The 5472-nt window shown below is 65.9% G+C and carries 4 protein-coding genes and 3 pseudogenes; all 7 read left to right on the top strand.

Annotation, left to right across the window (positions count from 1 at the left end):
* On the top strand, positions 1–349 hold a 349-nt coding region (locus tag XAXN_RS18910), incomplete at its 5' end, for an integrase core domain-containing protein (RefSeq protein WP_134984926.1).
* A 68-nt stretch (positions 350–417) separates the two neighbouring features.
* A pseudogene (locus XAXN_RS18905) lies at positions 418–1010 on the top strand (hypothetical protein).
* The gene (locus XAXN_RS18900) at positions 1010–1615 is read left to right on the top strand and encodes a hypothetical protein (protein ID WP_054320667.1); all 606 of its coding nucleotides are present in this window, start codon (positions 1010–1012) and stop codon (positions 1613–1615) included. Before XAXN_RS18905 ends, XAXN_RS18900 begins: the two are co-directional and overlap by 1 nt.
* Positions 1612–2163, top strand: a complete 552-nt coding sequence (locus tag XAXN_RS18895; protein ID WP_054320668.1) for a cob(I)yrinic acid a,c-diamide adenosyltransferase — start codon at positions 1612–1614, stop codon at positions 2161–2163. The genes XAXN_RS18900 and XAXN_RS18895 overlap by 4 nt, the downstream gene beginning before the upstream one ends.
* A gap of 70 nt (positions 2164–2233) precedes the next feature.
* A complete protein-coding gene (gene cbiB / locus XAXN_RS18890; RefSeq protein WP_054320666.1) occupies positions 2234–3217 on the top strand; it encodes an adenosylcobinamide-phosphate synthase CbiB in 984 nt (327 codons plus the stop codon).
* A pseudogene (cobD, locus tag XAXN_RS18885) lies at positions 3210–4192 on the top strand (threonine-phosphate decarboxylase CobD). Before cbiB ends, cobD begins: the two are co-directional and overlap by 8 nt.
* Positions 4189–5472 (top strand): annotated as a pseudogene (locus tag XAXN_RS18880) (cobyric acid synthase); the annotation flags it as partial. The pseudogenes cobD and XAXN_RS18880, both read left to right, overlap by 4 nt.

The following is a 5472-nucleotide window of genomic DNA, read 5'->3' as shown; positions in this document are numbered from 1 at the left end:
GCAGGCGCTCATCACGCGCTATGGCACGCTGGGCCGAGTGCAGGAGCCATTTCTGCTTCGCTCGGACAATGGCCTGGTGTTCACCAGCCGCAACTACACCCGACTGGTGCGCAGCTATGGGCTGACGCAGGCGTTCATCACCCCGCATTGCCCACAGCAGAACGGGATGGTGGAGCGTGTGATCCGGACCTTGAAGGAACAGTGCGTGCACCGGCATCGCTCTGAGAGCCAAACCCACGCGCTGCGAGTGATTGCTGACTGGATCGCCTTCTACAACCAACAGCGCCCTCACCAGGCGCTGAAGAGGATGACCCCGGACGCGGCCTGTGCCGCTACATTAACCGGATGACCTGAGCAGAAACCGGTATTACAGCTGCGCCATCCGGGTGGCGATCGAAAACCTGAAGGAGACCATCGATGCCGCCGTTGTCCCGCTTTTCCGAACGCCTGGTGTTCATCGCTTCGATGCTGCTGATGACCGCGACCCGCTTCCATCATGTCAGTGACTGGCTGCACCTGCCGGATGCATCCATGGCCGTGTTCTTTCTCGGCGGCCTGGCATTGCGGCGGCACGGTTATTCGTTGCCTTGCTGGGGTTGTCGGTGGCGATCGATTGGGCTGCGGTGCGTTTGGCCGGCGTCAGCGACTTCTGCATCACCGCGGCGTACGCGGCATTGCCGGTGGCCTATGGCGTGCTGTGGTACGCCGGGCGCGCGTATCACGCACGTGTGCGCCCGAGTGCCGCGTCGTTGAGCATCGCCTGGGGTCTGGGTACCTTGGCCGCCGTGCTGTCGTTCTTGATCTCCAATGGCGCGTTCTACTGGTGGGGCGGGCGCTACACCGACCCGCACTGGGCGCAGTATCTGCAGCGCGCCTGGCAGTGGGGGCCGCTGTTCGTGCGCCCGACCGCGCTGTATCTGGCGATTGTGTTGGCTGTGGCAAGGTGCGTGCTGCGCTGGCGTCATTTGCGTGCCGCAACGGCGTTCTCCACGCCATCGGAAGTGTCGTGATGGTGGCGCGGCGCGCTGCTGCAGCGCCGTTGCCGTTACACGGCACAGTGGCCAGAGCGTGCGGCATCGCGCTTGCCGTCCTGATGGTCTGTGCGTGCGGCGAGCATTTCGCGAATGTGGATGCCTTGCCCACGGCCTCATGGGCGGTATTTTTTCTGGCCGGTGCGTTGCTACGCCCGCTGTGGATGTTGCCGCTGCTGTTCGGGATCGTATCGCTGCTGGATCTGATCGGCCTGGCATCGGGCAGCAGCAGCGACTGGTGTATGTCGCCTGCGTACTGGGCCTTGGCGCTGGCGTACGCCGTATTGTGGTGTGGCGGGCGGCTGTCTGCGCTGCAGGTACAGCGCCAAGCCCGGTGTGGTGTCACCGGGCCGCTGTTGGCGTTGCTGATCAGCGGCAGCGCCGCGTATCTCATCTCTGAAGGCGGTTTCTATTTTCTGTCCGGTCGCTATCCGCACGCCACGTTGGCCGAATTTATTGCGCGCCTGCCGTTGGATTGCCCACGCGCGCTCGGGACCTTGGCCGGCTACGTCGGCCTGGCCTTCGCCCTGTTGGCTACACAACGCGCCGCTGGTGCACGTCTACTCATCGGAACACGCGCATAACCATCCCCGAGCACGATGAAGCGCACTACCGCGAACGTGCACAGCGCAAGAAGGAGTTGGTCGACCGGCGCATCGCACGTGCGGTGATCGACCGCGGTGTGCTGCTGGTCAATACCGGCAATGGCAAGGGCAAGAGCTCGTCCGGCTTCGGCATGCTGGTGCGCTCGCTTGGGCATGGCCTGTATTGCGGCGTGGTGCAATTCATCAAGGGCACGTTTTCCACCGGAGAAGAAGCGTTTTTTCGTCGTTTTCCGGATCTGCTCGATTACCACGTCATGGGCGAAGGCTTCACCTGGGAAACCCAGGACCGCGCGCGCTACGACTTCGTGCTGCTGGACGAACTCAACATCGCCATGCTGAAAGACTACATCGCGCTGGACGAGGTGCTTGCTGCCGTGGCCGCGCGGCCGCCCGGCCAGCATGTGGTGATTACCGGGCGCGGCGCGCCGGCCGGGTTGATCGAGGTCGCCGACACCGTGACCGAGATGCGCCTGGTCAAGCACGCCTTCAATGCCGGCATCAAGGCGCAACTCGGCATCGAGCTATAGCCGTGAGCGAACGCGTGCAATGCTCTGTTTGGCTCGGCATGTGTGCTGGCATGCGCCGGGACCGCACGCCATGCTGCTGGTGATTGCCACCGCTGCCGTGTTCCTGGACCTGCTGCTGGGCGAGCCGCGGCGCGGCCATCCGCTGGTGCTGTTCGGCAACTGGGTGCAACGTGTTGAAGCGCGCTTGCACCGCGACCGTCGCAGCGCCGGCGTCCTGGTGTGGTGCGTGAGCGTGTTGCCGTTGACCTGTGTCGCTGCAGTGCTGCAATGGGGGCTGTGGTGCGTGTCGCCCCGGGCGGCGGCAGGGTTTGCCGCGATCACGCTGTATCTGGCGCTGGGTCTGCGTAGCCTGGGCGAACACCCGCAAGCGGTGATCGATGCACTGCGAGCGACTGATCTGCCTGCCGCTCGCGCTGCAGTGGGCCGTATCGTCAGCCGCGATACGGCCGCAAGGGACGCGACCCAAGTCGCTGCCGCAGCGACCGAGTCGGTCTTGGAAAACGGCAGCGACGCCGTGTTCGCCGCGCTGTTCTGGGGCGTCGCGCTGGGCGCACCAGGAGCGGTGTTGTACCGGCTGTCCAATACGCTGGATGCCATGTGGGGCTATCGCACGCCGCGCTACGTCAACTTCGGCTGGGCTTCGGCGCGCATCGACGATGCGTTGAACTGGCTGCCGGCGCGGCTGACCGCAGCGACCTACGCCGTGCTGGGTCGCACCCGCGCGGGCATGCGCTGCGCGTGGCGGCAGGGACGCGGCTGGAAGAGCCCCAATGCCGGCCCCGTGATGGCGGCGGGCGCAGGCGTGCTGCATGTCCAACTGGGTGGGCCTGCGCCGTACCACGGCCATTGGCAGGGACGCCCCGCGCTGGGCGAGGGTGCGGCAGCAAGCGCAAACAGCGTGCAACGCGCGTTGCGGCTGGTGCGTGCCGGCCACCGCGCTGGCGATGTGATGATCGGCATGCGGATGGTCTGGCGCTTGACCAGCATGCACCAGCTCACCGTTCACGACGGCGCAGGTGGCGTCGCTCCAGCACCGGGGGCACGCGATCCTTGAACACGGCGGGCGCCTGCGCCGCGCTGCGCAGGCTTACACCATACCGCTTGCACACTGGTTGGACCTGTCCACCGGGGTGAGCCCGTTCGCATGGCCAGTGCCTGCCATCCCGGAGCACGTGTGGCAGCGCTTGCCGGAAGACGACGATGACCTGGCCGACTGCGCGGCTGCCTATTACGGCGCGCCGCAGGTACTGCCGGTGGCCGGCTCGCAGGCGGCGATTCAGGCCTTGCCGTTGCTGCGCGCGCCCAGCCGCGTCGGCGTGCTCACGCCTGGCTACGCCGAGCATGCGCAGGCATGGCAGCGTGCCGGACATCAGGTCGTGCCGATGAGCGCCGCGCAATTGCTGCACGCAGGTGAGACGCTGGATGTGGCCGTGCTGATCCATCCCAATAATCCATGCGCCGACCGCTTCGATCCCGACAAGTTGCTGCAGCTGCATGCACGTCTTGCGTCACGTGGTGGGTGGTTGGTGATCGACGAGGCCTTCATGGATGCAACGCCACAACATAGCGTGTGTGGATACACACAGCGGCCCGGTCTGGTGGTGTTGCGCTCGGTGGGCAAGTTCTTCGGCATGGCAGGCGCACGTGCGGGCTTTGTCTGCGCAGATCGCGCAATGCTGGATGCGTGCGCGAACGCCTGGGGCCATGGACGCTCAGCGGCCCGGCGCGGTGGGCCGTGCATCAGGCATTGGCCGATACGCCGTGGCAGGTTCATGCACGTGCGCGCCTGCACGCGGCATCGCAGCGGCTTGCGCAGCTGTTGCATGCGCATTCGATCGTACCTACCGCAGGCACGGCGTTCTTTCAGTGGTGCCAGCGCGACGACGCGGCCGCCCTGCACGTCGCGCTGGCGCAACGCGTCATCTTGACCCGGCGATTGGACACACCGTCCAGTTTGCGCTTCGGTCTTCCACCCGATGCCGCGGGCAAAGCGCGTCTGGATGTGGCACTGCGCCAGGTGCTGGTATGAGCGCGCGCGTGCTGATGGTGCAGGGCTTTACCTCCGATGCGGGCAAGAGCACGCTGGTGGCCGCGCTGTGCCGCTGGCTGCATCGCCAGGGCATTGCGGTGGCGCCATTCAAGCCGCAGAACATGGCGTTGAATTCGGCGGTGACGGTGGACGGTGGCGAAATCGGCCGCGCGCAGGCATTGCAGGCACAGGCATGCGGGCTGGAGCCGCAGACCGATTTCAACCCGGTGTTGCTCAAGCCCAACAGCGATACCGGTGCGCAGGTGATCGTGCACGGGCATCCGGTCGCCACGCTGGATGCGGTGGTGTATCACGCCTACAAGACGCCTGCATTCAAAGCGGTGTTGGCCTCGCACGCGCGCCTGGTCGAGCGCTTCGCTGTGGTGCTGGTGGAAGGTGCCGGCAGCCCGGCCGAGATCAATCTGCGCGCCAACGACATCGCCAACATGGGCTATGCCGAAGCGGTGGATTGCGCCGTCGTTCTGGTGGCCGACATCGACCGCGGCGGCGTGTTCGCCCATCTGGTCGGCACGTTGGCGTTGCTCTCGGCCAGCGAGTGCGCACGCGTTGCCGGCTTTGTAATCAATCGGTTTCGCGGCGATCTGGCGCTACTGCAGCCCGGCCTGGAGTGGCTGGAGCGCGAAACAGGCAAGCCGGTGCTCGGCGTCTTGCCATATCTGCACGGCCTGCAGCTGGATGCCGAAGATGTGGTGCCGCGTAACGCGCCGCAGAAACCGCAGTCGCAATTGCGCGTGGTGGTGCCGGTGCTGCCGCGTATCAGCAATCACACCGACATCGACGCGTTGCTGGCGCACCCACAAGTGGATGTGCACCTGATCGGTCCCGGGCAGGCGCCACCGCCGTGCGATCTGATCCTGCTGCCGGGCAGCAAATCCACCCGGCACGATCTGCAGTGGCTGCGCACGCATGGGTGGGACGCCGCCATTGCCCGTCACCTGCGCTACGGCGGAAAACTGCTTGGCATCTGCGGTGGACTGCAGATGCTGGGCACCCATCTCCACGACCCGGATGGGATCGAAGGCCCAGCGGGCAGCAGCGCCGGCCTTGGGTGTCGCTGCAAACCACGCTGCAGCCGCACAAGTAATCGCATCGCGTGCGCGGGCGCCTGCTGCTGGGCGATGCCAGTGTCAGCGGATATGAAATTCATTGCGGCATCAGCAGCGGCGCCGCGCTGGCACGGCCGTTGCTGCAGCTGGACGATGGGCGTACCGATGGCGCCATCTCCGACGATGGCCAGGTGCTAGGTGTTCAGTCCCGGC

It is taken from the genome of Xanthomonas axonopodis (genome assembly GCF_001304695.1).
Classification (GTDB): domain Bacteria; phylum Pseudomonadota; class Gammaproteobacteria; order Xanthomonadales; family Xanthomonadaceae; genus Xanthomonas; species Xanthomonas axonopodis.
Note: the sequence above shows the minus strand (reverse complement) of the source record. Positions and strands in the feature narration are given on the sequence as shown.